General features: G+C 65.5%; 24 protein-coding genes. 13 read left to right on the top strand and 11 right to left on the bottom strand.

Features of this window, described 5'->3' with window-relative positions; translation table 11 throughout:
• Positions 1–5 precede the first annotated feature (5 nt).
• Both BHD08_RS07365 and BHD08_RS07360 read right to left on the bottom strand, forming a co-directional pair.
• On the bottom strand, positions 6–1,733 hold the full coding sequence (locus tag BHD08_RS07365) for a thiamine pyrophosphate-binding protein (protein WP_125021330.1): 1,728 nt from the start codon (positions 1,731–1,733) through the stop codon (positions 6–8).
• 32 nt (positions 1,734–1,765) lie between these two features.
• On the bottom strand, positions 1,766–3,367 hold the full coding sequence (locus tag BHD08_RS07360; RefSeq protein ID WP_125021329.1) for an FAD-dependent oxidoreductase: 1,602 nt from the start codon (positions 3,365–3,367) through the stop codon (positions 1,766–1,768).
• A gap of 144 nt (positions 3,368–3,511) precedes the next feature.
• On the opposite strand from BHD08_RS07360, the gene BHD08_RS07355 reads away from it, so the two are divergent.
• Positions 3,512–4,516 (top strand): AraC family transcriptional regulator, encoded by a 1,005-nt coding sequence (locus BHD08_RS07355; RefSeq protein WP_125021328.1) that lies wholly within the window; start codon positions 3,512–3,514, stop codon positions 4,514–4,516.
• Positions 4,517–4,579: 63 nt separating this feature from the next.
• Entirely contained in the window at positions 4,580–5,251 is a 672-nt protein-coding gene (locus BHD08_RS07350; RefSeq protein WP_125021327.1) for a DUF4197 domain-containing protein, read from the top strand.
• Between the two features lie 81 nt (positions 5,252–5,332).
• On the opposite strand, the gene dsbG is transcribed toward BHD08_RS07350, so the two are convergent.
• The 3 genes from dsbG to dsbD are packed head-to-tail and all read right to left on the bottom strand — an operon-like array spanning position 5,333 to position 8,648.
• Complete coding sequence (dsbG, locus tag BHD08_RS07345) at positions 5,333–6,100, bottom strand: thiol:disulfide interchange protein DsbG (protein ID WP_125021326.1); 768 nt, start codon at positions 6,098–6,100, stop codon at positions 5,333–5,335.
• Complete coding sequence (locus tag BHD08_RS07340) at positions 6,097–6,912, bottom strand: TlpA disulfide reductase family protein (RefSeq protein ID WP_015276462.1); 816 nt, start codon at positions 6,910–6,912, stop codon at positions 6,097–6,099. Before BHD08_RS07340 ends, dsbG begins: the two co-directional genes overlap by 4 nt.
• Positions 6,912–8,648, bottom strand: coding sequence for a protein-disulfide reductase DsbD (gene dsbD / locus BHD08_RS07335; protein ID WP_125021325.1), 1,737 nt, complete (start codon positions 8,646–8,648; stop codon positions 6,912–6,914). Before dsbD ends, BHD08_RS07340 begins: the two co-directional genes overlap by 1 nt.
• A gap of 139 nt (positions 8,649–8,787) precedes the next feature.
• Here dsbD and BHD08_RS07330 point away from each other — a divergent pair, with 139 nt between their 5' ends.
• The 3 genes from BHD08_RS07330 to BHD08_RS07320 all read left to right on the top strand — a co-directional run bounded on the left by BHD08_RS07330 (position 8,788) and on the right by BHD08_RS07320 (position 11,318).
• Positions 8,788–9,465, top strand: a complete 678-nt coding sequence (locus BHD08_RS07330; RefSeq protein ID WP_125021324.1) for a response regulator — start codon at positions 8,788–8,790, stop codon at positions 9,463–9,465.
• Positions 9,462–10,784, top strand: a complete 1,323-nt coding sequence (locus BHD08_RS07325; RefSeq protein ID WP_125021323.1) for an ATP-binding protein — start codon at positions 9,462–9,464, stop codon at positions 10,782–10,784. Before BHD08_RS07330 ends, BHD08_RS07325 begins: the two co-directional genes overlap by 4 nt.
• A gap of 81 nt (positions 10,785–10,865) precedes the next feature.
• Entirely contained in the window at positions 10,866–11,318 is a 453-nt protein-coding gene (locus tag BHD08_RS07320; protein ID WP_125021322.1) for a MarR family transcriptional regulator, read from the top strand.
• Between the two features lie 8 nt (positions 11,319–11,326).
• Here the strand turns inward: BHD08_RS07320 and BHD08_RS07315 are convergent, their stop codons facing one another.
• Together BHD08_RS07315 and BHD08_RS07310 are read right to left on the bottom strand one after the other, a co-directional pair.
• Entirely contained in the window at positions 11,327–12,691 is a 1,365-nt protein-coding gene (locus BHD08_RS07315; RefSeq protein ID WP_125021321.1) for a heavy metal sensor histidine kinase, read from the bottom strand.
• Positions 12,688–13,371 carry a heavy metal response regulator transcription factor gene (locus BHD08_RS07310; RefSeq protein ID WP_015276456.1) on the bottom strand — a complete coding sequence of 228 codons (684 nt, stop codon included), beginning with the start codon at positions 13,369–13,371 and terminating at the stop codon, positions 12,688–12,690. Before BHD08_RS07310 ends, BHD08_RS07315 begins: the two co-directional genes overlap by 4 nt.
• 155 nt (positions 13,372–13,526) lie before the next feature.
• On the opposite strand from BHD08_RS07310, the gene BHD08_RS07305 reads away from it, so the two are divergent.
• Positions 13,527–13,757, top strand: a complete 231-nt coding sequence (locus BHD08_RS07305) for a DUF2933 domain-containing protein (RefSeq protein WP_125021320.1) — start codon at positions 13,527–13,529, stop codon at positions 13,755–13,757.
• Positions 13,758–13,786: 29 nt separating this feature from the next.
• Here BHD08_RS07305 and BHD08_RS07300 read toward each other — a convergent pair whose 3' ends face one another.
• Complete coding sequence (locus BHD08_RS07300; protein ID WP_125021319.1) at positions 13,787–16,306, bottom strand: heavy metal translocating P-type ATPase; 2,520 nt, start codon at positions 16,304–16,306, stop codon at positions 13,787–13,789.
• A 484-nt stretch (positions 16,307–16,790) separates the two neighbouring features.
• On the opposite strand from BHD08_RS07300, the gene BHD08_RS07295 reads away from it, so the two are divergent.
• Genes BHD08_RS07295 through BHD08_RS07285 form a run of 3 tightly spaced genes read left to right on the top strand, consistent with a single transcriptional unit; the run spans position 16,791 to position 17,897 of the window.
• Positions 16,791–17,048, top strand: a complete 258-nt coding sequence (locus tag BHD08_RS07295; RefSeq protein WP_125021318.1) for a heavy-metal-associated domain-containing protein — start codon at positions 16,791–16,793, stop codon at positions 17,046–17,048.
• A 20-nt stretch (positions 17,049–17,068) separates the two neighbouring features.
• Positions 17,069–17,515: a DUF411 domain-containing protein gene (locus BHD08_RS07290; RefSeq protein WP_125021317.1), complete on the top strand. Its 447-nt coding sequence runs from the start codon at positions 17,069–17,071 to the stop codon at positions 17,513–17,515.
• A 31-nt stretch (positions 17,516–17,546) separates the two neighbouring features.
• Entirely contained in the window at positions 17,547–17,897 is a 351-nt protein-coding gene (locus BHD08_RS07285; RefSeq protein ID WP_015276451.1) for a DUF3147 family protein, read from the top strand.
• Positions 17,898–17,907: 10 nt separating this feature from the next.
• Here BHD08_RS07285 and BHD08_RS07280 read toward each other — a convergent pair whose 3' ends face one another.
• Both BHD08_RS07280 and BHD08_RS07275 read right to left on the bottom strand, forming a co-directional pair.
• Positions 17,908–18,462: a hypothetical protein gene (locus tag BHD08_RS07280; protein ID WP_125021316.1), complete on the bottom strand. Its 555-nt coding sequence runs from the start codon at positions 18,460–18,462 to the stop codon at positions 17,908–17,910.
• Positions 18,459–19,115, bottom strand: a complete 657-nt coding sequence (locus BHD08_RS07275) for a hypothetical protein (RefSeq protein WP_125021315.1) — start codon at positions 19,113–19,115, stop codon at positions 18,459–18,461. Before BHD08_RS07275 ends, BHD08_RS07280 begins: the two co-directional genes overlap by 4 nt.
• Before the next feature lie 196 nt (positions 19,116–19,311).
• Between BHD08_RS07275 and BHD08_RS07270 the strand changes: the two genes are divergently transcribed.
• From BHD08_RS07270 to BHD08_RS07255, 4 genes are read left to right on the top strand one after another with little or no spacing between them, the layout of a single operon-like run.
• Complete coding sequence (locus tag BHD08_RS07270) at positions 19,312–21,090, top strand: copper resistance system multicopper oxidase (protein ID WP_125021314.1); 1,779 nt, start codon at positions 19,312–19,314, stop codon at positions 21,088–21,090.
• 11 nt (positions 21,091–21,101) lie between these two features.
• Positions 21,102–21,431 carry a hypothetical protein gene (locus BHD08_RS07265; RefSeq protein ID WP_125021313.1) on the top strand — a complete coding sequence of 110 codons (330 nt, stop codon included), beginning with the start codon at positions 21,102–21,104 and terminating at the stop codon, positions 21,429–21,431.
• Positions 21,421–22,386 carry a copper resistance protein B gene (locus tag BHD08_RS07260; RefSeq protein ID WP_125021312.1) on the top strand — a complete coding sequence of 322 codons (966 nt, stop codon included), beginning with the start codon at positions 21,421–21,423 and terminating at the stop codon, positions 22,384–22,386. The genes BHD08_RS07265 and BHD08_RS07260 overlap by 11 nt, the downstream gene beginning before the upstream one ends.
• A 12-nt stretch (positions 22,387–22,398) precedes the next feature.
• Positions 22,399–23,097 carry a cytochrome c gene (locus BHD08_RS07255; protein WP_125021311.1) on the top strand — a complete coding sequence of 233 codons (699 nt, stop codon included), beginning with the start codon at positions 22,399–22,401 and terminating at the stop codon, positions 23,095–23,097.
• A gap of 30 nt (positions 23,098–23,127) precedes the next feature.
• On the opposite strand, the gene BHD08_RS07250 is transcribed toward BHD08_RS07255, so the two are convergent.
• Entirely contained in the window at positions 23,128–24,018 is an 891-nt protein-coding gene (locus tag BHD08_RS07250) for a LysR substrate-binding domain-containing protein (protein WP_125021310.1), read from the bottom strand.
• Positions 24,019–24,075: the final 57 nt, after the last annotated feature.

Below are 24,075 nucleotides of genomic sequence, written 5' to 3'. Positions count from 1 at the left end.
GCACCTCAACCGGTCACCCGCCGCCACAGCGCACGGCTGACCACACGCAGCTTGTCGCGCGGGGTGAAGCGCTTGAGTGTCGCCTTGACCACGCCCTCGGTGAAGCGCGTGCGCTTGCTGTAGTCGACACGCACATCCACCAGCACCGGCCTGCCCTCGCCGGCCAGCGTCAGCGCCCGGGTGATGCCGTCGGCACACTGCGCGTTGTTCTCGATGGCGACGAACGCCGCGCCGGTGGTTTCGGCCAGCGCGGCGAGGTTGAGCGGCCGCAGCACGGTGCAGGTCTTGCGGTTGTAGGGAATCTCCTGCGCCTGGGCGATCTGCGACAGCTCGCCGTCGTTGAACACGAACAGCACCAGATCGAGCCCCAGGCTGCTGGCGGTGACCAACTCGAGGCCGGTCATGCGCAGCGCGCCGTCGCCGACCACGCCCACCACCTGGCGCTGCGGATTGGCCAGCTTGGCGCCGATCATGCCCGGCACGCAGTAGCCCATCGCGTTGAAGTCGCTGGGCGAGATGAAGCCGCGCGCGGTGTGGATCGGCATCAGCTCGGCCAGCAGAAAGGTGTGGTTGCCATCGTCGGCCACCAGGATGGCCTGATCGCCGAGCTGCGCGCGCAACGCCTGGCAGAACACCGCCGGGTTCACCCGTCCATGGCTGTCATGCTGCAGCCACTCCTTCACATACGCGGCCTTGTCGGCGGCGATCCGTTGCGCCAGCTCGCTGTGCGGCGGCGCGCTGCGCAACGCGCGGACCTCGGCCAGCAACGCCGGAGTCACCTGCTCGGCCGCGCCGGCCAGGGCGATGCGCGCCGGGTAGTTGGCGTCGAACACCTGTGGGTTGATGTCCAGGTGAATCAGGTTGGCCGGCACCGGCATGCTGTAGCTGCCGGTGGGGATTTCCGCGAAACGCGTGCCCACCGCCAGCAGACAGTCGCAACCGGCGAAGGCGTTCGCCGCGGCCGGCACCGCGTAATCGCCGAAGCCCATGCCCACATGCAGCGGGTGCGTGGCCGGGAAGACGCTGAGCCCCTGCAGCGTGGTGCATACCGGCGCGGCCAGCAGTTCGGCCAGCTGGATCAGTTCGGCCTGCGCGCCCATCGCGCCCCAGCCGAGAAACAGCCCGGGCTGACGCGCGTCGACCAGCAGCCGCGCGGCCTGGCGCAGCAGCGCTGGATCGAGCGGCGGCGCCGGCGGTTCGGCGACGAAGGCCGGCATCTCCACCTCGCCGAGGAAGTTGCCGATGTTGTACGGCAGCTCGACGAACACCGGCCCCGGCTCGCCAGTGGTGGCGATACGGTAGGCCTCATACAGCGTGGGAATCACCTCGGCGTGACTGAGGATGCGAAAGCTCGCCTTGGTGATCGGCGCCAGCAGCGCGTGCTGGTCGATGTCGTGCAACTGGAACTGCCGACCGCTTTTGCTGTGGATGCCGCCGGAGAGGATCAGCATGGGAATGCCATCCAGCCCCGCCTCGCCGATGCCGCTGGCGGCATGGGTGACGCCGGCGGCGGGCACGATCACCAGCGTGCCGATGCTCGAGCCGGTGCGGCTGAAGGCATCGGCCATGAAGGCCGCGCCGCATTCGTGCGTCACCAGCACCGGCTGGATGCTTGGCGAGGCGTTCAGCTCGTCGTACAGCTCGGTGTTGTGCACGCCGGGAATGCCGAAGGTGTGGCTGACGCCCAGCTGTTCCAGGGCAAAGCGTGCGAGTGCGGCGCCGGTTTTCTTCATGGTGGTTCTCCTTGTTCTTATGCTTGCGAGGGTCACGCGTGGCCGGCGATGGCCTGCGCGGCGCGGCGACCGTTGAGGATGCAGTTGGAGAGAAAAGTGCCTTCCAGCGAGCGGATGCCACTGATGCCGCCGCCGCCGAAGCCGGCCGCCTCGCCGGCCGCATACAGCCCCGGCAGAGGCTCGCCGTGGGCGTCGAGCACCCGCGAATGGAGGTCGGTGAGCATGCCGCCCATGCTCTTTCGGCTGATCAGTCGGGTACGGATGGCGATCAGCGGCCCGCTGCCGGCCGCCAGGATCGGCCGCGGCGCGCAGGTGCGCACACGGTCGCCGCGCCACTGCCGCAACTGCTGCAGGCGGCGCAGCTGTTCGTCGTTGTACAACGCCGGGCCACGGCGGATACCGGCGTCGTAGCGCGCCAGCGTAGCGCCCAGCAGGTCGGGGTCGAGACGGCCATCGGCGGTCAGCGCGACCATCTTTTCAGCCAGTTGCGCCAGCGTGTCGGCGGCCAGCACATCCGGGCAACGTTCGACCATCCAGCGCACCAGCTCGCGGTTTCCGGTGGCGAGCTGCCAGAGCAGCGGCAACAGTTTGCGGTCGCGAAAATGCGGATTGCTGTCGGTGCCGGAAATCGCCAGCTCCTTGATCGCGATGCGCCAGTTGAGCAGCTGCCAGCCATACTGACCGGGCAGGTGGCCGATGCGTTTGCATTGGTCATGGGTGTCGAAGCCGCCTACCAGCGGCTGCGGGCCGATACGTTGGCCGCTGGCATCGAGCCAGAGCGCCGAGCGCGAGGGAATCAGGCTCAGGCCATGCTGCGGATACTGCGGTTCGGGATGGGCGATGCCGGCGGCGTAGTTCCACATGCGCCCGAGCTTGACCACCTGCCCGCCGGCGGCCTGCACCTGCGCGTGCAGGGCACCGTCGGCGCGCGGGTCGGTGCCGTTGAGGATGTTCTCGGGATAGGGGCCGTACAGCGGGTCCCAGTGCACGCGCACCCTGGCCAGATCGCCATTGATGCCGCCGCTGCATACCACCACGTGCTCGGCCTCGATGCGAAAGTCGCCTGCGCCGCTGCGCCCGTGGCAACCCACCACCGCGCCGTTGCGCATCTCCAGGCCCAGCACGCGATGTTCGAACAGGCAGCTCAGGCCGGCATGTTCGAACAGCCGGCGCACCAGCGTCTGCGCCACGCCGCGGCCGCAGCCCCAGGCCACGTGGTAGCGCGGCAGTGCGTTGCCGTCGCCGAAGTTGCCGCGTTCCACCCACTGCACCGCCGGGAAGAAACTCACGCCGCGCTGGCGCAGCCAGTCGTAGACGTCCGCCTTGTTGCGCTCGGCATAGTGCTCGGCCCAGCGCCGGCCCCAGTGGTCGTCGGCGTCGAAGGCGGCTACCCGCAGCCAGTCCACGAGCAGCAGCTCGGGCGAGTCCTGCACCTTGTTGCGCCGCTGCTCCGGCGTACCGCAGAGCAGCATGCCGCCGAACGCATCGTTGGCCTGGCCGCCGCACTGACTGCGGGGTAAGGCGTCCAGCAGCAGCACCTGGCGCCCCTGCTCGAGCAGCTCCAGCGCCGTGCTGATGCCGGCCAAGCCCGCGCCGATCACCACGGTTTCACAACGATGATGCGATGGCTGCATGCCGGGCTCCTGACAGAAGTGCCTGTTCGATGCCTCCACACTAGGCAACCCTTGCCGGCGAAGCCTGACTTTTCACGAATGCCAAGTTGACATATTGCGAATAACCCGCCGCAATGCACGTCCCAACCCCCGGACGCACCACGCATGACGCAGATCGCCCGCAGCGCCGTGTTCGTCGGTTTCGACAGCCTCTGCCGGCGTTACGGCCTGAACCCGCTGGAACTGCTGCGCCGCTGCGATCTCGACCCGCTGGTGCTGCGCCGCGCCGACCTGTATGTGCCGTACGCCGGTTTCGCTCGCGCGCTCAACCTGGCCGCCATCGAAGGGCCGGCGCCCAGTTTCGGCCTGCAGTTGAGCGAGTATCACGACTATCTGGTATTCGGCCCGTTCGGCCTGCTGCTGGCGCAGGCCGAAAGCTTCGCCGAGGTGCTCAAACTCACCCAGCAGTACGTGCACCTGCATGCCCAGGGCATCGCCCTGCACCTGCACAGCGAGGGCGAGCGACTGCACGTCGAATACCGCCTGCAACTGCAAGACACAGTGGACCTGCGCCAGCTGCGCGAACTGGGCCTGGGCGTGATGCAACGGACCATGGCCGGCCTGTTCGGCGCCAGCTGGCAGCCGCGCCAGCTGCTGATCGGCCACGCCGCACTCGGCGACGCCGGCGAATATGAACGGCTGTTTCCCTGCCCGGTGCTGTTCGAGCAGCGCAGCAGCGGCTTCGTCACCGATAGCGGCATCTTCAACCTGCGCCCGCTGGAGCAGCGCCATCAGCTCAAGTCGCACCTGATCGAGCAGTACCATCACAGCCAGCATCTGCCGACGGACCTCGCCGAACAGATCCGCTATGTCCTGCAGTCGATCCTGTCTACCGGCGAGGCGCGGCTGGAGGTGGTCGCCAGACTGCTCGGCCAGCATCCACGCAGCCTGCAGATCGCGCTGCAGCGCCAGGGCAACAGCTTTCGCGATCTGCTCGATCAGGTACGCTACGCCGAAGCCAGGCAGCAGCTGCGCCTGTCCGCCCAGTCGATCACTGACCTTGCTCTGCACCTGGGCTACGCTGACGAAACCGCGTTCTCGCGTGCGTTCAAGCGCTGGAGCGGAACGGCGCCGCAGCTCTGGCGCAAGGCCAACGCGGACGTCAGCTGAGCGCCGGCAAGGCGCCACGGCAACCTGCTAAGCTCGCCGCCACCCTTTCAGAGGAACCGCCCCATGCTTCGCATCACCACTCTCGTCGCCGGCCTGATCCTGTCTGCCAGCGCCTTCGCCCTGTCCCTCGCCGACCTGACCCAGAGCGACGCCAGCGCGGGCCTCAAGGATGCCTTGAGCCAAGGCACCAAGGTCGCGGTGCAGCAACTCGGCCGGCCCGGTGGTTTCAGCAGCGACCCGAACGTGCGCATCGAGCTGCCGGGCAACATCGGCAAGGCTTCGCGGATGCTGAAGATGCTCGGCATGGGCGCGCAGGTTGAACAGCTGGAAAACAGCATGAACCTCGCCGCCGAAAAGGCCGTGCCGCAAGCCCAGCAATTGCTGCTGGATGCGGTGCGCAAGATGACCGTGCAGGACGCCAAGGCGATTCTCGCCGGCGGCGACGATTCGGCTACCCAGTACCTGAACAAGTCCAGCCGCGAGCAGATTCGCGCGAAGTTCCTGCCCATCGTCAAGCAGGCCACCGACCAGGTCGGCCTGGCGCAGCAGTACAACGCCGTAGCGGCGAAGGTCCCGGCCGGGCTGAACGGCAGCTACGCCAATATCGAAAGCTACGTGACCGAACAGGCGCTCGACGGACTGTTCACGGTCATCGCCGAGCAGGAAGCGGGCATTCGCAAGAATCCCGCTGCTGCCGCCACCAGCCTGGCGAAGAAAGTTTTCGGCGCGCTCTGACAAATACTCCGCAGATCGCACGAGCGAGCCGGCTAGCGGAGGGCGCAAGGCTTTTTGCCAGCCGGTTGGGGCCGACGCGACTCAGCGTGACCCAATGATCTCTTCCAGGGCCTCGGGCCGCGGCGCGCCCTGATGCTGTTGCAGGCGGCCGCTGTCGTCGACGTAGAAGATCGCCGGGGTCGCCTGGGCGCCAAGTTCGCCCATCAGCATCAGGTTGGCGGTGAGCTGTTCTTCCAGCTCCGCAGGGATCTTCTCCAGCGCCTTGAGCTTGCTCGCCTTGCCCGCCGCCTCGTGCTCGTTGAGTGCGGCCTGCGGATTCTTGGCGCTGAGCAATGCGGCAGACTTGCCGGCGCTATCGGCGCGCAGCATGCCGACCATGATGTGCCGCAGCTGCACCTTGCCGGACTCGACCCAGGGCCGCGCCTGCTTCCAGAACATGTTGCAGTACGGGCAGTTCGGGTCACTGAACATGTAGACGATGCGCGGTGCGTCGGCCTTGCCGTCAGCGATCCAGCTGCTGTCTTGCATGCGCGTCCACATTTCCTTGCCCAGCGGTTCATAGACCAGTTTTTCCAGCTGCCCGCGGGTCAGGTCCTCGCCGTTCGCATCGAGCAGACTACCGATCAGCACATGCTCGCCGTCCGGCGTGAGATACAACGCCATGCCCTGACCGTTGTAGCGCGCGGCATAGCCCTTGAGCCCACCGGGAGCATCGAAGCGGCCGACCACCTCGGCGCCCCGCGCCTCGACGGCCTTGATCGCCTCCGGCAGTTCCTCGGCCTGGACCGTGGGCAGGAACAGCAGGCTGACGGCAGCCAACAGGTAGGGTAACGGCTTGAATCGAATCACTGCGCAGCTTCCTCTTTCAGTTTTTCCAGCGCGCGCGCCAGGCTGGCGTGCGAGAGTTCGCCGAGATGGCTGCTGACCTGGCGGCCATCGGCGTTGTAGAACAGCGTGGTCGGCAGCGCCGTGGAACCGACGTGCTGGCCGAGCCGCCCGCCACTGTCGAGCAGGACGTTTTCCAGCGTCAGCCCGGCCTTTTCCAGAAAGCGATTGATCTCCCCTTCCCCCTCGCCCTGGTTGACGAACAGGAACAGGGTGTCGCTTTCCCGCGCCTGGGCATCGGCCAGCACCGGCATCTCGCGCCGGCACGGTGGACACCAGGTCGCCCAGAGATTGATCACCAAGGGCTGACCGGCGTACTCCTCGAGCGCCACCGGACGCCCCTGGTTGTCGCGCAGGGCCATTTCCGGCAGACGCGTGCCCTGTTCGAAGGAATGCCAGGCCAGATTGCCGAAGCCCCAGCTGAGGATTCCCACCGTCAGCGCGATGCCCAATGGCTTGCGCATCTCCCGGTCACGCCAGCCCCACCAGATACCCAACGCCAGTGCAGCGACCAGCCCCGGCCAGGCAATGAAGCCACCATCGCGGATATCGATGACGCTCAGCCAGTCGTCTCGGTAGTACGCCCAGTACAGCGCGACGAACGCCAGGCGTGCTACCAGCAATGCCACCAGCAGCAGGCGAAACAGCTGCCGCTCAGGATTGCGTTCGCTCCGGCGGCCGACCCACCAGCCGGTCAGGGTCGCCAGCAGCAGGCTGCCCAGCAAGATCACATGAGGCACCGCCAGTGCCAGCGGCCCGATATTCACAGTCAGCATCAACCTCGCTCCCGGGTCTGGTTCCAGTTCTGCAGAAAGCCCTCGGCACCGACCTCGCCAGTGATACGGCGCTCGCGGCGCTCCACGCCGTCCGGGCCGATCCACACCAGCGTTGGCGGGCCGAGTGCCTGGTAACGGTCCAGCAACTCGCGACTGGCGGCGCCACTGCGCGTCACGTCGGGACGCAGCACCCGCACGCCATCCAGGCTTGCCTGGACCTCGGCGTTGCCGAAGACCTCCTTCTCCATGACCTTACAGGAGACGCACCAGTCGGCGTAGTAATCGATCAGCACCCACTGGCCCTGCGCCTTGGCCGCTGCCAGCTCACGATCGAGTACGGCCGGATCGCTGAAACCGAGCGCGTGAGCTTCGACGGAGATGGCATCCGTCCCACCGCCGGCATAGATCGCCAGCGGCCGACGCGGATCATCCGCTCCGCCGGCGGCACCCAGCAGCATCGCCGCACCCCACAGCCCTAGCAGAACGCCGCTGGCCTGACAGAGCACGCGTTGGCGTTGCACTGCCTGCGCCACATTCAGCAAGGCGGTGGCGAGCACCACCAGCAGTGCGCCCCACAGGCCCAGCCACAGCCAGTCGGCCAGCAACGGACGGGCGACGAACAGCGCCGCCGCCAGGAAGAGAAAGCCGAACACCACCTTGACCCGATCCATCCAGGCGCCCGGCTTGGGCAGAAAGCGCTGGCCAACCGTCACCAGCAACAGCAACGGCGTGCCGATGCCCAGGCCCAGCGCGAACAGCACCAGGCCACCCTGCAGCGCACTGCCGCCCTGTGCGATGAACAGCAGCGCGGCGGCCAGTGGCGCGGTCATGCAGGGGCCGACCAGCAGGCCGGAGAGCACGCCCAGCGCGCCAGCCCCGGCGAGGTTACCGCCGCGCTGGCGATCACCGACACGCTGCAGACGATCACGCAGCGCCACCGGCAATTGCAGCTCGAACAAACCGAACATTGGCAGCGCCAGCAGCACGAACAGCACGGCGAAACTGGTCAGCAACCAGGGTTGCTGCAGTGCCGCCTGCAGGTTGGCGCCGAGCAGCGCCGCCAGCACACCGAGCCCGGCGTAGACCAGCGCCATGCTGACCACATAGGTCGAAGCCAAAGCGAAACCGCGACGCGACGTGGCGCCGCTGCCCACCACGATGCCTGCCAGGATCGGCAGCATCGGCAACGAACAGGGGGTGAAGGCGAGCAACAAGCCGAGGCCGAAGAACACCAGCAGACTCCAGCCCAGCGCCTGGCCCGCCAGACTACTGGCCAGCGCCTGATCTCTGGCCTGCCCGGAGGCTGCCGAGGCGCTGCCGTCACCGCTCAGCGACACTTCACGCGTCTGCGGCGGATAGCACAGTCCCGCATCGGCGCAGCCCTGCCAGCCCAGACGCACGTTGTTCTCGGCGCCCGCCGGGATGATCAGTTCGAGGCTGTCGCGGTAGATCTGCGAGTCGCCGAAGAATTCGTCGCTGTAGGGCTGACCTTCCGGCAGCTGTGGCTGGCGCTCCGGCGGCAGCCCGTCGAATTGCAGGCGCTGCTGATAGAGGTAATAGCCCGGCGCGATCCGCCAGTGCAGCAGCGTGGCGCCATTGTCCTGCGCACTGACGGTCAGCGCGAACGCCTCTTCCACCGGCAGGAAATCCTGCCGCGCAGAACCGCCGAACAGGCCACCGGCCGGCAGGGCCAGCCCCGGCAGGAGCAGCAGAAGCATCAGCAGCAACGCACGCATCGGACACCTTCTATGTAAAACGACTGCCGCGCAGCATGCCGGTGCGGGATTAACGCGCCATTAACGCAACGGCACGGGCTGCATAACGCTGCCTTAATCGTTAAGGTCGACTATTGAGCTTTGCCACCGGACCCCTTTCATGCACGTGCTGCTTGCCGAAGACGACGCGCTGATCGCCAGCGGTATCGTCGCCGGACTCAATGCCCAGGGCCTGACCGTCGACCATGCCACTACGGCCGCCAATGCCGAAGCGATGCTGCGCGCCGCCAATTTCGATGTGCTCATCCTCGACCTCGGCCTGCCCGACGAAGACGGCATCAGCCTGCTGCGACGCCTGCGTCAACAGGGCATGGAGCTGCCGGTGCTGGTACTCACCGCGCGCGATGCGGTCAGTGATCGGGTCACCGGCCTGCAGGCAGGTGCGGATGACTACCTGCTCAAACCCTTCGACCTGCGCGAGCTGGCCGCACGCCTGCACACGCTGATGCGGCGCATGGCCGGGCGCAGCGTCAACATCATCGAGCACGGCCGGCTCAGCTACGACCCAGACCGATGTGAGGTGCGCCTGGACGGCCAACCGGTGGATCTGTCCCGCCGCGAACAGGCGCTCTTGCAGGCGCTGCTCAACAATCAGGGCCGGGTACTCAGCAGCGAGCAACTCAAGGATGCCGTTTACGGCTTCGCCGATGACGTCGAGAGCAACGCGCTGAACGTGCATATCCACCACCTGCGCCGCAAGCTAGGCAACGGTATCGTCGAAACCGTGCGCGGGCTTGGCTATCGTCTCGGCCCCGCCGGCGACGAGGACGCGCCATGAGTCTGCGCCTGCGCCTGACGCTGATGCTCGGCTCGGCCTTCGTGCTGCTCTGGGCGCTGGCCGCGACCTGGATGCTGCTCGACCTGCGCAGCCAGATGATGCTCTCACTCGACCAGCGCCTGGCGGCCTCGGCGCGCATGGTTGCCGGCCTGCTGGTGCAGCTGCCGCAACCACTGCCCGGTGACAGCTCGGCGAAACGCCTGAGCGCCGAGCAGCTGGGCATTCCCAACGGCCTGGCCTGCCAGGTCAGCTCGCTGCGTGGCGAGGTACTCGCGCGCAGCCACAGTGCACCCGATCAGCAGCTGGATGCGGAGGGGAACGGCTTTCGTGACCAGCTGATCGATGGCGTACCCTGGCGCAGCTTCACTCTGGTGCAGGGCGAGCTGCGCATCACCACGGCCGATCGCCTTGACGAGCGCGCCGCGCTGAAACGTTCGGTGTTGCTGGCCGCTGCGCTGCCAGTGGCGGTCGCCCTGCTCGGCAGCCTGGGCCTGCTATGGCTCGGCCTTGGCCGCGGGCTGGCGCCGTTACAACGGATTCGCCAGGCGTTGACCCGGCGCGGCGCGGACTCCCTGGAACCGCTGCCGCTCGACGGTTTGCCAGCGGAGTTGCTGCCGCTGGTGCAAACGCAGAATCAGCTGTTCCAACGCATCAGCGATGCCATCGAACGCGAGCGCCGGCTGACCGGGGATGCCGCCCATGAACTGCGCAGCCCGCTGACAGCGATCAAGACCCACCTTCAGGTGGCGCGGATGACCGAGGGCGCTGCCGCCGAGCAGGCACTGGCCAACGCCGAGGCCGGTGCCGATCGGCTGCAACGCACGCTTGAGCAGCTGTTGCTGCTGGCACGGGTGGAAGGCAGTCTGGATTTCGACGACGGCCTGCAGTGCTCGGCCGCCGAGGTCGCACGGCTGGCGATACAGGACGCCAATGGCGGCGATTGCGCGCCCATCCAGCTGCAGGTACCGGCGAACCTGCCCGCTGCGCCACTGGCGATGCCGCCAGTGCTAGCCATCGCCGCGCTGCGCAACCTGCTGGAGAACGCCCAGCGTCACACGGCTGCCGGCACGTCGGTGTTGCTTGTGCTGCACAGCGATGACTCACGGGTGCGCTTCGAAGTGCGCGACCAGGGGCCAGGGATCGCGGCCGAGCATCTTCAGCATCTGACCCGTCGCTTCTGGCGTCATACCAGCAGCAGCGGCAGTGGCCTCGGTCTGGCCATCGTCCAGGCGATCGCGCAACGCTGCGACTGCACCCTCGCCTTCGACAGCCAGCCCGACGGCCTGCGCGTATCGCTGACCGTGCCGCTGCAGCGCTGATCGAGATCAAGGCTGCGAACCACGCCTCGGCGTCCAATGCCGGAATCTCGGGCACTTGCCCTTCCCGAAGAGGAAATCGCCATGAACGCTAACGAGCACGAGCAAGAGCACAGCGGCTGCCCGATGGAGATGGGCCGCGCCATGGCCCGCAAGATGATGGCGCAAATGGGAAAGGGCGGCTCCGGCCCCGACCCGCTGAGCATGATGAAAAAGATGCTCGGGGATGCCGGCAACTCGGCCCCACCGATGATGCAGATGTGCATGGGCATGTGTTCGCAGATGCTGACCGCCATTCAGCACACCACTGACATGGCTGCGTTCGCCACACCGGAACTGCAGCATCTGTTCAGCGACTGGCTTGAGCAGTTGCAGGCCGATGCGCTGCAGCACCTGCGCGAGAAAGGCGAGCTGGATGCGGCCGGGTTGGCCGCCGCGCTGGGCATCGGTGAGCAGAGCGCTGCCTATCTCGTCGCCCGACTCAGCGTCAGCGGAGCGATCAGCATGCACGTTCAGCTGGCAGACCCTGCTTCCTGAACGCGCACTCAGGCCGGGAACTGCAACCGGAAGGTCGTCCAGCCTTGCTCGGAGGCACAACCGATAGAACCCTGATGGGCCTGGACGATAGAACGGGTAATCGCCAGCCCCAGGCCGGCATTACTCGGATTGCCTTCGCGGCGCGCCGGGTCACCCCGATAGAAGCGATCGAACAGCCGGTCCAGATGTTCCGGCGCAATGGTCGTCCCGGGATTGCTCACCTCAAGCGCCACGCCAGTGGCGCCCTGCTCGATGCGCACGCCAATCACCCCGCCATCAGGTGTGTAGCGCAGCGCATTGGACAACAGGTTGGACAATGCCCGGCGCAGCATCAGCAGATCGCCCTGGATCGTGCCAGCACCAGACAGTTCGAAGCGCACCCCGCGTTCGTCAGCCGAGAGCTGATAGTAGTCCAGTAGCTGCGCGCACAACGCCTCCAGCGCGACGGGTTTGGCATCCGGCACGATCAGGCCGTTGTCCGCCTTGGCCAGAAACAGCATGTCGTCGATCATCCGCGACATGCGCTGCAGCTCCTCCAGATTCGAATGCAGGTTGTCCTGATACTGGTCCAGCGTGCGCGCGCGGGTCAGTGCCACCTCGGTGTGGGTCATCAGGTTGCTCAGCGGCGTGCGCAGTTCGTGGGCGATGTCGGCGGAGAAGTTCGACAACCGCACGAAGGCGTCTTCCAGTCGCGCCAGCATGGCGTTGAAGGCCTGTACCAGCTGCTGCAGTTCCGCCGGTGTCGACTCGTCGGGGATGCGCTCACGCAGCGACTTGGCCGATACCGAAGCCGCCACCTGCGTCACCTCGCGCAACGGTCGCAAGCCGCTACGCACCAGCAGCCAGCCGAGCAACCCGCTGAGCAAGGCGCAAAGCACCAGCGCCGCCCACAGCCAGCCGCTGAACGTATGAAAGAAGGCCTTGTGCGCGGTGACATCGAGCAGGATCAGCAAGGTCAGCCGCTGCGCACCGATCGCGACATGCCCGGCCTCACCGCGCCAGACGTGCCCGTCGAGTGTCAGTTCCCCGGCCTCCCGGCCGATCAGCGCAAGCAACGCCGGCTCCGCCTCATCAACGCCCGGCTGAGGAAACAGCTGAGCACCGCGCCCGTCGAAGACGAAGCCGCGCATCTCGCTATGGCCGCCGAGCAATGCCTGCAGCTGTGGGCGCACGCGCTCGAAATCCTGCAGATCATCCAGCTCCCCCAGCAAGCGTCGGCTTGCCTCGAGCTTTTCGTGCAGCGTATGGCGATCCAGTTCGTCGAAGTGATGCTCGCTGAGCTGGCTGAAGAAGTATCCGGCCGCCGCCAGCACGCCGGTTACCGCCAGCATGAACATCAGGCTCAGCCTTGCGGTCAGCGACAGTCGCTTCATGGCGTGTCCGGCTCGTCGAGCATGTAGCCCATGCCCCGTGCGGTATGGATCAGCTTGGGCTCGAAGCCATCGTCGATCTTTGCCCGCAAACGCCGGATCGCCACCTCGATGACGTTGGTGTCACTGTCGAAGTTCATGTCCCACACCTGCGAGGCGATCAGCGATTTCGGCAGCACCTCGCCGCGCCGGCGCAGCAGCAGTTCCAGCAGGGCGAATTCCTTGGCAGTCAGGTCGATACGCTGGCCGGCGCGCACCGCGCGGCGCTTGAGCAGGTCGACTTCCAGATCGGCGACTTTCAGCTGCGTCTGCAGGGCCGCCGCGTTGCCGCGCCGGAGCAAGGTGCGCACCCGTGCCAGCAGCTCGGAAAAGGCGAACGGCTTGACCAGATAGTCGTCGGCGCCGAGCTCCAGCCCTTTTACGCGATCCTCGACGCGGTCACGCGCGGTGAGAAACAGCACCGGCACTTCGTTGCCGGATGCCCGCACCAGCCGCAGCACTTCCCAACCATCCAGACCCGGCATCATCACGTCGAGAATCAGCAGGTCATAAGGCGCGCTCAGCACATGCTGCAGCGCGTCGGTGCCGCTGGTGACGCGGTCGACGGTGAAGCCGGCCTCGCTAAGGCCCTGCTGCAGATAGATGCCGGTTTTGGGTTCGTCTTCGGCGACCAGCAATTTCATCGGGAACATCCTCATCTGGGACTCGCCAGTTTGCAGCGGCACGTTAGCAGCGACCAGCAGCTGACAGAAACGTAATGTTCGCATCAGTCGAGCGTAAGGCTGGCGGAGCTAGGGTGAGTACAAGCAACCACGCTCGAGTCAGCCGGAGACGCGCCATGCCAAGCCACCCAGCCCCGCGTGATTCAGATGAGCCGTTCTGGCGCAGCAGAAATGGCGTCGTCCTGCTGATGCTGCTGGTGATCGGTCTGTTCTACGTGGTCCGGGAACATGTCGACCACGCCATCCAGGCCTTGCCCTACCTGATCCTGCTGCTGTGCCCGCTGATGCACCTGTTCGGCCACGGCCACGGGAAGCACCGACACGGCGAACACGATAAGGAGAGCTGAGCGCGTCGCCGGCCCTTCGGTACGGCTGGCTACACGCCCGTGCCGCGCATGCCGTGCAACGCGACCTGGAATCTGCGCTTGAGCAGCAGCGAATTGCCGATGACCGAGAGCGAACTGGCGGTCATCGCCACCACCCCGATCATCGGATGCAGCAAACCGAACGCGGCAATGGGAATCGCGGCACCGTTGTAGGCGCTGGCCCAGATCAGGTTCTGCACGATCTTGCGAAACGTGAGCCGCGACAGATACATGGCTTCGACCACGCCGGTCAGCTCGCCGCGCACCAGCGTCACGTCGGCCGCTTCTATGGCGACATCCGCACCCGCTCCGATGGCGATGCCGACGTTCGCCTGCTTCAGCGCCGGGGCATCGTTGATGCCATCGCCAACCATGGCGACGTGCTCCCCGTGGCGCGCCTGCAAATCACGCACAGCGTCCACCTTGCCGGCCGGCAGCACGCCCGCGCGCACCTCGTCGATGCCGACTTCATCGGCCACCGCGCGGGCAGCACGCTCGTTGTCCCCTGTGACCATCACGACTCTCAGGCCCAGCGCATGCATGGCGCGAATGGCCTGGCGCGACTCTTCCTTGATGGTGTCGGCTACCGCGACGATGCCGCACGCCACGCCTGCTGCCCCGACGATAACGGCGGTGCGTCCACGTGACTCCAGCTGGTCCAGGGCACTGTCCAGTGCATCGAGCCCCGTCACTCCCTCCTCTTCGAGCAGCAACCGGTTTCCGATGATGATTGGCACGCCGGCGACCACGCCATGCACACCACGCGCACCCGCGGAGCGGAATTCCTGAACCTCGTCAGGCTCGACACCCCGCGCGCTCGCCCCCTCGACAATCGCGCGGGCAATGGGGTGTTCAGATGCGCTCTCGACACTGGCGGCCCATTTCAGCAGTTGATCTTCGTCCGTCCCCGCTGCGGTTATCACTTCGGTCAGGCGCGGTTCACCGCGGGTGATGGTGCCGGTCTTGTCCAGCACCATCACCGTCACGTCCTTGAACGTCTGAATGGCTTCACCCGAGCGGATCAGGATGCCGCGCTCAGCCCCGAGGCCGGAACCGACCATCAGCGCGGTCGGCGTCGCCAGCCCCAAGGCGCACGGGCAGGCTATGACCAGCACGGCGACGGCCGAGAGCATCGCCAGCACCGGCACGCTGGCAGTCGGATCGACCCATGGGAGAAACCCTGCGCCCCACAGCAGAATCGGTCGGAGCAGTTCAGGCAGCAGCAGCCAGGCCAGCAGACTGGCAACCGACACCAGCAGCACCAATGGCACGAAGCGCCCCGTCATGCGGTCGGCGAATTCCTGGATCGGTACACGCGAGCCCTGCGCCTGATCCACCAGTCGAATGACCTGCGACAGGAAGGTGTCTCCGCCGACCCGGGTTGCGCGCACGCGCAGTCGCCCCTCCTTGTTGATGGTCGCGCCGAGTACCGTTGACCCTGGCTCCTTGTAGACCGGTAGCGACTCCCCGGTCGCGATGGATTCATCGACATGGCTTTCCCCAGCTACCACTTCGCCATCGGTGGGGATCTTGTCACCAGGGCGGACGATCATGATGTCCCCGGGCTGCAGCGCCTTCACCGACACCTCGATCTCTGCCCCATCGCGCTCGATGCGAGCCGTCTTCGCGCCAAGGGTTACCAGCTTGCGGATCGCCTGTGATGCCCGTCCCTTCGCTCGGGCCTCCAGGTAACGGCCCAACAGATGGAAGGTCATGATGGTGGCGGACATCTCGACGAAGGATGTCATCGGATATAGGAAACCCAGCAGGCCGATCAGGTACGGCGGCAGACTGCCCATGGAAATCAGCACATCCATGTTCGCGGTGCGATTGCACAGTGCACGCCAGGCGGCCTTGTGCGTCGCCGCACCGCCGTAGAGAAACACCACCGGGAAGGCCATCAGGGCCACCAACGCCAGATAGCCCGGTATGGGCTGCCAGAACATGTGGGGCGCCATCATCAGCATGATCAAGGTCGTTGGCACGCCGGCAATCCATAGCCGTCGCCTGGCCTGGCTGAGGTAGGCCTCTTCGACGACCGCATCAGCCGCGTCATCGCTCTGCTGTGCCGTGTCGACACGCGCAACCTCGTATCCGGCGCTCTCCACTGCTGCCTTGAGGTCGGCGGCCGAGGGGCCGTCGGCGCCGACACTGACCGAGACGCGGTGCGCTGGCACGCTGGCCTTGACCTCAGCAACACCCTCCAGCTTTTCCAGGGTGCTGCGAATGATCGCAGCGCAATGCTCCGATCCCATGCCAGGAACCGACAGGTTTATGGTGCGACCCAGCCCTGCATTCGAACCGGCGACCGTATAACCGGCCGCTTCCACTGCGGCACGCACGATGTGAACTTCCGTCAAACGGGGATCGTATTCAACCCGCACTTTGTGCGAAGCGATATTGGCGTGGACATCCGATACACCCGGCACGCGCCGCAATGAAGTTGCAATTATTCCGGCGCAATGGTCACTGCCCATTCCTGGGACATGCAGCTCAGCGACATCAAACGCCACAATCTGGTCCGGCTGCATGAATACACTCCTTGATATGTCGGTTTAACGCCCCCAGGGATCGCAGCAAGCGAGCCTGCTAGCGATGAACTCCACGCCAGCCCTGGCCTTTGTCGCAAAACACCATAGCTTTACCGAATTTGAAAAACGCACCTGATGATAATTAGTAGCGCTCCACAGATAGTTTTAACAGCAGTGCAAAATTACTTTTCTGTCAGCTAGCCGATCATGCGGTTATTGTTTCACGCGACGATTAGACGCAGCGTTTCGCTCGCAGCAGCGCCTGATAAGGATTACGGGGGTTTATATACGCAGCAGAAGTTTCGCGAAGAACCGCTCCGTGCAAATACGCCTGCAATTGCTGACAGAAAAGTAATCTTCCAATCAGCCTGCTGACAGGCTCGCAGCGATAGCGTGTGCCCTAGCAAAAGAGGCTTGACCTTACCATCGCGTCAAGGTTGAGCATCAGGCCAGCTCATTGAACTGGCTAACCGAGGATCACCCAATGACCAGCATCGAACTCAAGGTATCCGGCATGACCTGCGGGGCGTGCGTCCGCCATGTCAACTCAGCGCTGCAGCCGCTGGCGGGCGTCGAGCGGGTCGACGTCGACCTGGCCACCGGGCTTGTTCGGATAGACGGCACGGCCGACAGCGCCACGCTCATCGCAACCCTCGACGAAGCCGGTTACCCTGCCCAAATTGCCACCGGCTCACCTGCCCCTGCAGTACGCAAAACAGGATGCGGCTGCGGCTGTAACTGAACATCGATCTGGAGATCTCCATGAAACTCTATCTCACCGCACTCGCCGCCCTGCTTGTGTCCGGCATGGCCCACGCGGCGGATGTCATCGACGTGCATCGCGATGCCAACTGCGGCTGCTGCAAGGACTGGATCAAGTATCTGGAAGCAAACGGTTTCGAGGTACGCGACCACGTCGAAGTCAACATGCTGCCCATCAAGGAAGGGCTCGGTGTGCCGCCACGTCTGGGTTCCTGTCACACCGGCGTGATCGACGGCAAGTTCGTCGAAGGCCACGTGCCGGTGGCAGCGATCCGCGAGCTGCAGCAGCGCGACGACCTCGCTGGTGTCGCCGTACCGGGCATGCCAGCCGGCTCGCCGGGCATGGACTATGGGCAACCGCACCAGCGCTACCAGGTCATCGGCCTGACCAACAAGGGACGCGACCTGGCGCTCGGTGACTACCTCGGCAGCCAACCGGTTCGCTGAACCACAGGCGGCGGCGAGCGCAGGTGAGTGCATGAGCTGGATCGTTGCCAAGTACCTGCTGACTGCCGCCGTCGTGGTGCTGGTATCGGAAGCCGCCAAACGCAGCGACAAGCTGGGCGGTTTCCTTGCCGCGCTGCCACTGATCACTCTGTTGACGCTGATCTGGCTTTATGTCGAGCGGCAGCCAATGGACAAGATCGCCAACCATGCCAGGTACACCTTCTGGTACGTGCTTCCAACATTACCGATGTTTCTGGTCTTTCCCCATCTGCTGCCGCGCCTCGGCTTCTGGCTGACCCTGCTAGGCGGTGCGCTGCTGACCGTCACCTGTTTCGCCCTGCTTACGGTAGCGCTGCGCCGCTTCGGCATCGACCTGCTCTAGGCACTGGCGACTACTGTGCGATGCGCGGATAGCGAAACCAGAAACGTTCGCCGCGATACACCGGCAGGAACAGGAATACCCCACCCGCCTCGGTCCGTCTCTGCACCAGCAGATCGCCATGTGCGTCGCGGGCGAAGCGCTCGCTGTCGGTACCGGTGAGAACCGGCGTGGCCCAGAAGTAGCCACGCTGCCTGATCAACCAGCCATCCTCACAACGGAAGTCAGGCCCCTCGTTCCAACGCTGCTCCAACAGAATCACGTCTTGCGCATCGAGCAACCGTACGACCACCGCGCCGCCATCGGGGCCATCGAAGTCGACACGTTGCACCTGTTTCAGCGGGTCGGCGGTATCCGGCATCAGCTGTTTGGCCAGGCCGACGGCAAAGCGACCCTCACCCTGATTCTGATATCGACCGGTCAACTCGGGGCAGCCCGCAACTGCTGTCAACTGCGCAGACCAATCGGCGGGATAGTCCTGTTTGTCGACATAGATCGGCGGCACGCAACCCGCCAGCAGCCCGGCGAGCAGCATGCCAGCGGGCCATCGCAGGCTATGCCCGTTCATGGTTGAGATACTCCCGATTGCTCCGGCTGCCAGCGCACATGGCTGGTGGCTGTCCTGTTGCCGCCGATCACCAGGAGCATGATCACGGCAACATGTCGGCGCATGGTCATCGTCAGTCCGCCCTCGCGATCACGGACAAAGGTCCGCCGGGTGGCGACACGCCCTCCGGTCAGAAGCATCGCGCCGACAATGGTCGGCGCCCCCGGATCCAGTGCGGACTGCGCCTTGTGAAAATGCAGCCCTTCGGCATCACAGCGAAAATCGCTACCGCGACGATATATCCGCGTGCCTGGCGCCGCGGGGCCGGAGTCGTCCAGGCTGACTTGCAAGGTATCGCCATCCGGCTGACTGAGCGTCACGACGCGCGCCTGGCGCCAGACACCAAAGTTCTGTGCCAGCCAGGGCGTGCAGAGGCTGGCGTCACCCGGCGGAACCGGACCCTCGGCTAGCGAACAATCGATTCCGGCCAATAACGACGGCGTTCCGAGATTTTGATAGCGACCCGCTACCAGTGGGCAATCGCCGACCCGCTCGGCAGAACGCTGCGGCCACTGCTGCGGGAACTCGGGATTGTAGGAAGTGCTGAAACAGCCACCCAGCGACAGCGCAACCAGCACGGACAGGGTTCGGCCCGCAGGCGATGAAATACTCATTGATCACCGCTCCGAGGACGTGGACCACCCCCAGCATAGCCCTTGGCCAGTATCCGCGCCCGCCGACGCAGCTTACAAAATCGTAATCTTCCGCTCAGCCTGGAGTCAGCACGGTCTCACTAAGATGACATTGTGACGCACCCTTTCAGCGTACCGGTGCGCCCGCTCCGAATGGCCATCAACCAACAGGACCAGCATGCAATTGATCAGCTCTAGGCGCACCTTCGTCAAAAGCCTGGCTGCCGGCGGTGCCTTCGCCGGCCTCGGGCTCTGGCGCCAGCCCGTCTGGGCGCTTACCAGCCCTGGCCAACCGACGGTTCTCAGCGGCAGTGAATTCGACCTGACCATCGACTCCATGAGCGTGGATTTCACCGGCAAACGCCGCACTGCCATGGCCATCAACGGCAGCATTCCCGGCCCGCTGCTGCGCTGGCGCGAAGGCGACACCGTGACCCTGCGCGTGCGTAACCGCCTGCCGCAGGACACCTCGATCCACTGGCACGGCATCCTGTTGCCGGCCAACATGGACGGCGTACCCGGCTTCAGTTTCTCCGGCATTGCACCGGACGGCATGTACGAGTACCGCTTCAAGGTGATCCAGAGCGGTACCTACTGGTACCACAGCCATTCCGGCTTTCAGGAGCAGCTCGGCGTCTACGGCCCGCTGATCATCGATCCGAAGGAGCCGGAGCCGTTCAGTTACGAGCGCGATTACGTGGTATTCCTCTCCGACTGGACAGACGAGAGCCCCGCACGCGTGCTGGCCAAGCTGAAGAAGCAGGCCGACTACTACAACCAGGGCCGCCGTACCCTTGGCGACTTCATCAACGATGTCGCCGACAAGGGCTGGCGTGAAACCTTCAGTGACCGCTGGGCCTGGGCGAAGATGAACATGTCGCCGACCGATCTGGCCGACATCAGCGGCGCCACCTACACCTATCTGCTCAACGGCCAGGCTCCTGACGGCAACTGGACCGGAGTGTTCCAGCCGGGCGAGCGTATCCGCCTGCGCCTGATCAACGGCTCGGCGATGAGCTACTTCGACTTCCGCATCCCCGGCATCAAGCTCACCGTGGTCGCCGCCGACGGCCAGAACGTCGAGCCGGTGCAGGTCGACGAGGTGCGCCTGGCGGTAGCGGAAACCCTCGACGTGATCGTCGAGCCGGATGGCAGCCAGGACGCCTACACGCTGTTCGCCCAGGCCATGGACCGCAGCGGCTACGCACGCGGCACCCTGGCCGTGCGCGAAGGATTGTCTGCCGCGGTGCCCCAGCCCGATCCACGTCCCGAACTGACCATGGACGACATGGGCCATGGCGATCACTCCGCCCATGGCCAGGCCGCAGCGGCACCCGCGCAGGACCACGACGCCCATGCCGGGCATGGGGCGATGGACCATGGCCAGATGAACCACACCGCCATGGGGCACGGCAGCGCTGCCGACTCCGGGATGCAGGCACATCCGGCCAGCGAGACCAACAATCCGCTGGTGGACATGCAGACCATGATGCCGATACCCAAGCTGGACGACCCGGGTATTGGCCTGCGCGACAACGGCCGGCGCGTACTGACCTACGCCGATCTGCGCAGTACCTTCCCCGATCCGGACGGCCGCGAGCCGTCGCGCACCATCGAGCTGCACCTGACCGGCCACATGGAGCGCTTTTCCTGGTCGTTCGACGGCATTCCCTTCGCCGACGCCGAGCCGATCCGTCTCAAGTACGGCGAGCGGGTGCGCTTCGTGCTGGTCAACGACACCATGATGCACCACCCCATCCACCTGCACGGGCTGTGGAGCGATCTGGAGGACGAGAACGGCAAGTTCCTGGTGCGCAAGCACACCATCGACATGCCGCCGGGCTCGAAACGCAGCTACCGGGTCAGCGCCGACGCCCTCGGTCGCTGGGCCTACCATTGCCACATGCTGATGCACATGGACCTCGGAATGTTCCGTGAAGTCCGCGTAGAAGAATGACGGAGAAACCCATGAAAACCATCCAGCGCAGCGCCCTGCTCACCTTCGGCCTGGCCGCAATATTCGGCCTCAACGCTGCCTACGCGCAGCAAAGCGAACACGACGGCCATCACCCCGAAAATGCTCCGGCCGAACAGGCCGCACCGCCAGCCACGCAGCCCGCACCGCAAGGTGGAGCCCAGGGCGGCATGATGCAGGGCATGGATCACGACAAGATGATGCAGATGCACAAGGAGCACATGGGCGACGGCAAGATGATGGACCACGGCAGCATGGGCAACGGGCAGATGAACAAGGACATGCCCAAGGATGCCGGGCAGGGCAACCCGCATGATCATTAAGCCACTGCCCATTGCCATCGCGCTGAGCCTGATCGCCACCACAAGCCAGGCGCAGCAGGGCATGGACCACTCCGCTCATGCCGGCCACGCCGCACCCGCAGACCATGGGCAGATGGATCACGGGCAGATGGACCACCGGAGCATGGACCATGGCCAGATGGACCACGGTGCCATGGATCACGGCAGCATGGATCATGGCTCCATGGCGCATCCGCCTGCTAGCGGCATTGCGCCAGGCGAGGAATCGCGCTCGCCAGTGCCAACGATCAGCGACGCCGATCGCGCCGCCGCCTTCCCAAACCTGCCGCCACATCACATGCACCAGGGTGGGACCAATTTCCTGTTCCTTGCCGACCAGCTGGAATGGCAGGACGCCGATGAAGGCAGCGCGCTGGCCTGGGATATCTCCGGCTGGGTCGGTGGCGACATCGACCGTCTGGCGTTCCGCTCCGAGGGCGAACGGACCAATGGCCACACCGAGGAAGCCGAGCTGCAGCTGCTCTGGAGCCATGCCATCGGCCCCTGGTGGGAAACCGTCGCCGGTGTGCGCCAGGACTTCAAGCCCGGTTCGCCGCAGACCTGGGCCGCCTTCGGCGTGCAGGGCATGCCGCTGTTCGGCCTGGAAACCGAGGCGACGGCCTTTCTCGGCGAGGGCGGCCAGAGCGCCCTGCGTCTGGAGGCCGAGTACGACATCCTGCTGACCCAGCGCTGGGTGCTGCAACCAACTGCGGAAATCAATCTGCACGGGCGTAACGACGAGGCCCGCGGTGTCGGTTCCGGCTTCAGCGATGCCGGCGTCGGCCTGCGCCTGCGCTATGAGATCAGCCGGCAGTTCGCACCCTACATCGGCGTGACCTGGAACCGTGCCTACGGCAATACCGCCGACATGCTGCGTGCCGATGACGAGGATGTCAGCGACACCCGCCTGGTAGCCGGCATCCGCTTCTGGTTCTGAGTACCCTGACCCATGACAACAACAATCAAGACCCTGGCGCTGACCGGCGCCGTTCTGGCTGTCGCCGGTGCCGGGGTGCTGTACTCGGGCATCATCAACGTCGCCGCCGACGAGCCGCACTCTCAGGTGGTCGAGTCTCTGCTGGAGATCACCCGGGACCGCTCGATTGCCGTACGCGCGCGCGACATCGAGGTACCCAGCCTTGAGGATGACGCGCTGATCCGCTCCGGTGCGGGCAACTATCACGCAATGTGCATCGGCTGCCATCTGGCACCGGAAATGGGCTCCACCGAGCTCAGTCAAAGCCTCTACCCTGCCCCACCCAACCTGGCGGAGCGCGGCACCGGCGGTGATCCGGCCGCGACCTTCTGGGTCATCAAGCACGGCATCAAAGCCAGCGGCATGCCGGCCTGGGGCAAGAGCATGAGCGACGATTACATCTGGGGTATGGTCGCCTTCATCGAACGCCTGCCACAGCTGGATGCGGCGCAGTATCGGTCACTGGTCGCATCCAGCGATGGTCACCAACACGGCGGCGGCGAGTCGGACATGCATGATCACAGCGGCCAGCATTCCGCTCCTGGCATGCCCCAGGGATCAGCCTCAGCCGGAGACGATCACCACGGTGCGCACGACGACCATGCCCCGAAGAAGCCGGAAGCGCAGGACAATGTGCACCATCACCCGGATGGCAGCCGCCACGTGCATTGACCAGGGCCCGCCGGGCGAGCGGCAATGCCCCTACTTGCGCAGCCGCCGCGCAAAAAGGCGGGCCAGCACCTGCGCCGAGCTGCCCAGCGGAACGCCTCGCAGGCTGAGAATCCCCAGCGTCATCGGGCCGGGAACCGGGGCTACTTCGAACTGCTGCAAACCCACCGCAAACAGCGAGTCGCTGAGCAGTGCCGTCGGCCCGAAGCCGATGTAATCGGTACGTCTCATCAGCTCGAGCATCAGGGTTAGCGACGAACAGCGGACGATGTTCTTCGGTGCCTCGATGCCCTGGCTGCCCAGCCAGCGCAGCAGATGATTGCCCAGGCTGCCATCGGTGAGATTGAGCACCCAGCTGGCGTCCTTGAGTTCGTCCCAGCTACGCGCATGGGCCAGCGGATGGCCGAGACGGCCGGTCGGCACGGCATGCGCTTGCACCAGGGGCTCGAAAACGATCTCGTGGGGCAGATCGCTCGGGCTGGCCAGCGCAACCGCGAAATCCAGGCGGCCTTCCAGAAGGCCCGGCAGTACATAGGTCAGCAGCCCTTCTTCCAGGCTCAGCGCCGCATCGGGCTGGACGCGGCGAAACTCCGTGAGAATCGGCGGCAGGATGGTCGCGGCCACGAGCGGCGTCAGCGCGATGGCGATACGCGCACCAGCGCCGCCGCGCAGCTGGCGAATCTCCTCACGGGCCTTGTCCAGTGTCGCCTGTGCCAGGCGCGCGCGCACCAGCAGCGCATCCCCGGCCGGGGTGAAGCCGATGCCCTTGTAGCTGCGCCTGAGCAGCTCCGCGCCGACATCCTCTTCCAGCTCACGCAACGCCTTGGTCAGCGCGCTCTGACTGAGGTTCATCGCCCGTGCCGCGGCACGGATCGAACCGGATTCGGCGACCTGTATGAGCGCTTTGAGCTGGTGGTCTTTCATCGGGCAGGTGATTCCTCATGGTTGTCACTGAGGCGAAAATACTGCCTTCCGCCGATC

The sequence above is a fragment of the Pseudomonas sp. SCT genome, assembly GCF_003864275.1.
In the GTDB taxonomy this organism is placed as follows: Bacteria; Pseudomonadota; Gammaproteobacteria; order Pseudomonadales; family Pseudomonadaceae; genus Stutzerimonas; species Stutzerimonas stutzeri_AE.
This window is presented reverse-complemented; position numbering and strand designations above follow the sequence as displayed.

Coding starts and splice junctions, on each gene's coding strand:
- BHD08_RS07365 (WP_125021330.1), bottom strand. CDS start 1,733: ATGAAGAAAACCGGCGCCGCACTCGCACGCTTTGCCCTGGAACAGCTG.
- BHD08_RS07360 (WP_125021329.1), bottom strand. CDS start 3,367: ATGCAGCCATCGCATCATCGTTGTGAAACCGTGGTGATCGGCGCGGGC.
- BHD08_RS07355 (WP_125021328.1), top strand. CDS start 3,512: ATGACGCAGATCGCCCGCAGCGCCGTGTTCGTCGGTTTCGACAGCCTC.
- BHD08_RS07350 (WP_125021327.1), top strand. CDS start 4,580: ATGCTTCGCATCACCACTCTCGTCGCCGGCCTGATCCTGTCTGCCAGC.
- BHD08_RS07340 (WP_015276462.1), bottom strand. CDS start 6,912: ATGCTGACTGTGAATATCGGGCCGCTGGCACTGGCGGTGCCTCATGTG.
- dsbD (WP_125021325.1), bottom strand. CDS start 8,648: ATGCGTGCGTTGCTGCTGATGCTTCTGCTGCTCCTGCCGGGGCTGGCC.
- BHD08_RS07330 (WP_125021324.1), top strand. CDS start 8,788: ATGCACGTGCTGCTTGCCGAAGACGACGCGCTGATCGCCAGCGGTATC.
- BHD08_RS07325 (WP_125021323.1), top strand. CDS start 9,462: ATGAGTCTGCGCCTGCGCCTGACGCTGATGCTCGGCTCGGCCTTCGTG.
- BHD08_RS07320 (WP_125021322.1), top strand. CDS start 10,866: ATGAACGCTAACGAGCACGAGCAAGAGCACAGCGGCTGCCCGATGGAG.
- BHD08_RS07315 (WP_125021321.1), bottom strand. CDS start 12,691: ATGAAGCGACTGTCGCTGACCGCAAGGCTGAGCCTGATGTTCATGCTG.
- BHD08_RS07310 (WP_015276456.1), bottom strand. CDS start 13,371: ATGAAATTGCTGGTCGCCGAAGACGAACCCAAAACCGGCATCTATCTG.
- BHD08_RS07305 (WP_125021320.1), top strand. CDS start 13,527: ATGCCAAGCCACCCAGCCCCGCGTGATTCAGATGAGCCGTTCTGGCGC.
- BHD08_RS07300 (WP_125021319.1), bottom strand. CDS start 16,306: ATGCAGCCGGACCAGATTGTGGCGTTTGATGTCGCTGAGCTGCATGTC.
- BHD08_RS07295 (WP_125021318.1), top strand. CDS start 16,791: ATGACCAGCATCGAACTCAAGGTATCCGGCATGACCTGCGGGGCGTGC.
- BHD08_RS07290 (WP_125021317.1), top strand. CDS start 17,069: ATGAAACTCTATCTCACCGCACTCGCCGCCCTGCTTGTGTCCGGCATG.
- BHD08_RS07285 (WP_015276451.1), top strand. CDS start 17,547: ATGAGCTGGATCGTTGCCAAGTACCTGCTGACTGCCGCCGTCGTGGTG.
- BHD08_RS07280 (WP_125021316.1), bottom strand. CDS start 18,462: ATGAACGGGCATAGCCTGCGATGGCCCGCTGGCATGCTGCTCGCCGGG.
- BHD08_RS07275 (WP_125021315.1), bottom strand. CDS start 19,115: ATGAGTATTTCATCGCCTGCGGGCCGAACCCTGTCCGTGCTGGTTGCG.
- BHD08_RS07270 (WP_125021314.1), top strand. CDS start 19,312: ATGCAATTGATCAGCTCTAGGCGCACCTTCGTCAAAAGCCTGGCTGCC.
- BHD08_RS07265 (WP_125021313.1), top strand. CDS start 21,102: ATGAAAACCATCCAGCGCAGCGCCCTGCTCACCTTCGGCCTGGCCGCA.
- BHD08_RS07260 (WP_125021312.1), top strand. CDS start 21,421: ATGATCATTAAGCCACTGCCCATTGCCATCGCGCTGAGCCTGATCGCC.
- BHD08_RS07255 (WP_125021311.1), top strand. CDS start 22,399: ATGACAACAACAATCAAGACCCTGGCGCTGACCGGCGCCGTTCTGGCT.
- BHD08_RS07250 (WP_125021310.1), bottom strand. CDS start 24,018: ATGAAAGACCACCAGCTCAAAGCGCTCATACAGGTCGCCGAATCCGGT.